Source organism: Bacillus canaveralius (assembly GCF_002860125.1).
GTDB lineage: Bacteria > Bacillota > Bacilli > Bacillales > Cytobacillaceae > Bacillus_BJ > Bacillus_BJ canaveralius.
The window spans coordinates 1-2,804 of record NZ_PGVA01000050.1; the positions used below are offsets into that span (position 1 = coordinate 1).

The 2,804-nt window shown below is 37.2% G+C and carries 6 protein-coding genes and 1 pseudogene; 5 read left to right on the plus strand and 2 right to left on the minus strand.

The annotated features are described in order from the left end of the window. The 5 genes and pseudogenes from CU635_RS23930 to CU635_RS17980 all read left to right on the plus strand — a co-directional run. A pseudogene (locus tag CU635_RS23930) lies at positions 1-453 on the plus strand (hypothetical protein); the annotation flags it as partial. 15 nt (positions 454-468) lie between these two features. Beyond that, positions 469-858, plus strand: a complete 390-nt coding sequence (locus tag CU635_RS17965; RefSeq protein ID WP_101578762.1) for a phosphoribosylaminoimidazole synthetase — start codon at positions 469-471, stop codon at positions 856-858. 94 nt (positions 859-952) lie between these two features. After that, positions 953-1,255, plus strand: a complete 303-nt coding sequence (locus CU635_RS23475; protein ID WP_180955761.1) for a hypothetical protein — start codon at positions 953-955, stop codon at positions 1,253-1,255. A gap of 35 nt (positions 1,256-1,290) precedes the next feature. Further along, complete coding sequence (locus tag CU635_RS17975; protein WP_180955760.1) at positions 1,291-1,497, plus strand: hypothetical protein; 207 nt, start codon at positions 1,291-1,293, stop codon at positions 1,495-1,497. 8 nt (positions 1,498-1,505) lie between these two features. Further along, positions 1,506-1,736, plus strand: coding sequence for a hypothetical protein (locus CU635_RS17980; RefSeq protein ID WP_101578763.1), 231 nt, complete (start codon positions 1,506-1,508; stop codon positions 1,734-1,736). A 320-nt stretch (positions 1,737-2,056) separates the two neighbouring features. On the opposite strand, the gene CU635_RS17985 is transcribed toward CU635_RS17980, so the two are convergent. Continuing rightward, positions 2,057-2,257 (minus strand): helix-turn-helix domain-containing protein, encoded by a 201-nt coding sequence (locus CU635_RS17985; RefSeq protein WP_101578764.1) that lies wholly within the window; start codon positions 2,255-2,257, stop codon positions 2,057-2,059. A gap of 308 nt (positions 2,258-2,565) precedes the next feature. Further along, positions 2,566-2,804, minus strand: a 239-nt coding sequence (locus tag CU635_RS23480) for a hypothetical protein (RefSeq protein WP_180960022.1), incomplete at its 5' end; no start/stop codon positions are given.

The window sequence follows — 2,804 nt, forward strand, 5'->3', positions numbered from 1 at the left end:
GAAAGTCCGTATAGTCCACCTATGAGTAAATTAAGAGTGTTAGGCAGAATGGCCTATGACACTCTATTTGTAACAAAAGTTCCTGCGGCTTATAAATCCATTCGTTCTTTTGCCAGTTCTTCAAATAAAAAAATTATAAATTTTATTAATTCAATTAAGGGTACGGGCAACCTTAATCATTTAATAAAAAATAAGTCATTAGGCAGAGGTTCAACTGGACGAACAATAGCAAACAGTCTTCAAGAACAATTAGCTATGAAACAAGTATTATCCAATCCACTGGCAGGAGCTAGAGAAGTAGTCTCAAGAAGCAAGATGAAAGACAAAAGGTGGCTCGGGTCCGAAGGATGGGTAAAAATGCAGAGAATAGTGAAAACTTCAAAAGGGAATATAAATATTCACTTTAATTACAATACCAGAACAAGAAAGTATGATGACTTTAAATTTAAGTGAAGGAATGAATAATGTATGGTGGTTAGGTGTGTTTTAAATGAGGGCTATTTATTTAGCCCAAGAAAGGTAAGGCAAGGTCTTACTCAAAAGACAACCTATAATGAAATAACAATTCATAGAGAATATAACGTTCATGGCATATTATTCTATGAGGATGGGTTAAGGTATCTGTTATTTGACGACTGTGAAACTCCTTATTGGTACCCGGCGGACTTATTTGTAGTGATTGATAATAAGGTCCCTGAACAATGGTATTACAAGTTTTTTGGCTATGAGGAAACTGTTTCTGCTATTTGGGGATATTATGAATTAGTACATTCTGAGGAACATTTTGATGGATTAAGTGAACAGGAAACAAAAGCAATAGACTTGTTTCTGAAGAGAAAAAAAGAAATATATAATTAAGGATGTTATAGGGTGGTGGTTATGTTGATAATAACCGTCACCTTTACTTTTAGGGGTGGAGGAGAATAGACGCCAAGCGGGCATTGTATCCTGGTTGGCGCGGGGGATCTTTGTAAAGCTCCGCATCCAAACAGCGGTGTGGTTAAGATCCAACACCGCCACAACACCAAAACCAGAGCCAAAACCGAAACCAGGTTCTGGAGGTTCTGGAGGAGGCAAAGGAGGAAGCGGAGGATCCGGAGGCCCGGCAGCACCACCACCGCCGCCAGCTGCGCCGACATTTGAAGAAATCCTGGCGATGCGTTGGGGCAACTTTAGTAAATTAGTAAGATATTATGGGGTTCTTGGAGTGATTATAAAAAGGTTAATGTTAATGGACAAACATATGCCAAAGTAGGAGATAGACATTATTCTAAACATGCAGTTGACAGAATGCAGCCAAGTGGAAAAAGATATGGAAGTCCAATAACTCAAGCAGGTGGGGACTATGGAAGAAGTGTATCTCCAACATATGTAGAAGATGTAATAAGAAATGCCAAGCCTGTGGTTCAACAAAATGGAAATATATCATATACATCAGGAACTTTACAAGTAATAACTAATAAGCAGGGGGCAGTTGTTACCATAATTACAAAGTAGGTGGTTACATGGCAGATAGAAATCATATAAAGCAATTATGCAGTAAGTTTAAAGGAAAAGAATATGGCTTAGTTGAATTTCAAAATAGGTTAGAAACAGCAATATTTCCTGACGAATTAGAGGGATTTAAACATTCACTAATAAATGAATTAGAAGAAATCCGATTTACAAAATTAGAAGAGAATTTTTACCACTTAGGATTAGAAGTGGTAGAGAAAATATTAAATCGGATAGATTGATAAAATTAAAACCTTGATTGGCTTAATGCCTTTCAAGGTTTCTTTTTTTGTGTAGGGGCTATCCAGTGCCGAATAAACAGCTTATTTATTAGAGAGTAAATATAACCCTTGTAATCCTTATATGATATTCTACCAAATTATAAAGACGTACAAACTACTTAAAATGTATGCCCTATTTGATGGAATTATTTGCAACAAAGCAACTTAAAATCATCAGATACTACCATTTTCATCTCAAATACCTTACCTTTGTTTTCTCCCTGCCTTTTAAAGTTTTTCGCAACTTTGACGTACATAGAACGATTACTATAGCAAGAGGGCTACTCCACCTCGATTAACTCCTGAATGTCGATGTCTAACACTTTGCAAACCGTTTCTAATGTTGATAGATACACTCTTTCCACATTGTCTGAACACAAATGGCTTATAGTGTTGGGACGAAGCCCTGTCATACGTGCCAATTCACGTTGTGAAAGGTCACGTTCTTTAAGGATTTCCTTAAGTTTGATTGATATTGGCATGATAATTTCCTTCCTCTTTCTCATGTTACTTTTACGATACACAAAAAATTTGTATCGGTAAAGGGGTTGATTGTACCGCTAAAGCCGCATACAATGAATTTATATTAAATATAGCGGCTAAGCGTTACGTTAATTGAAATTTTCGTAACGGAAGGGTGACAAGTTGAATACTTCGGGGTCGTTTCATATGCGCGCGTGCAAAAGATGTATACAGCTTGGAAATATTACGACGATGAAATCAAATCACTTGGTGAAGAAAAATGGACGGAATACTGTCGTTTCAAATTAAAGGCAACAGTGGAGGTAAATTAAAATGAAGCAACTGCTGAAGAACCGGTTTCAACAGAGACCGCATCTTCAGCGCCTTCGGATGATGATCTAAAAGAAACGACCCAAGCTAAAAAAGAAAAGGCAAACGACTCTGAAAAGAAAACGCAAAAACCATCATCAAAAGAAGAGGAAAATGAAGTCGTCGCTTTTATGAAAGAAAAGCTGAACGCCATTGCGGAAGCGATCGCCGACTTTTTCAAAAGCCTCTGGGATGAAA

Coding starts and splice junctions, on each gene's coding strand:
- CU635_RS17980 (WP_101578763.1), top strand. CDS start 1,506: ATGGCAGATAGAAATCATATAAAGCAATTATGCAGTAAGTTTAAAGGA.
- CU635_RS17985 (WP_101578764.1), bottom strand. CDS start 2,257: ATGCCAATATCAATCAAACTTAAGGAAATCCTTAAAGAACGTGACCTT.
- CU635_RS17975 (WP_180955760.1), top strand. CDS start 1,291: ATGCAGCCAAGTGGAAAAAGATATGGAAGTCCAATAACTCAAGCAGGT.
- CU635_RS17965 (WP_101578762.1), top strand. CDS start 469: ATGGTGGTTAGGTGTGTTTTAAATGAGGGCTATTTATTTAGCCCAAGA.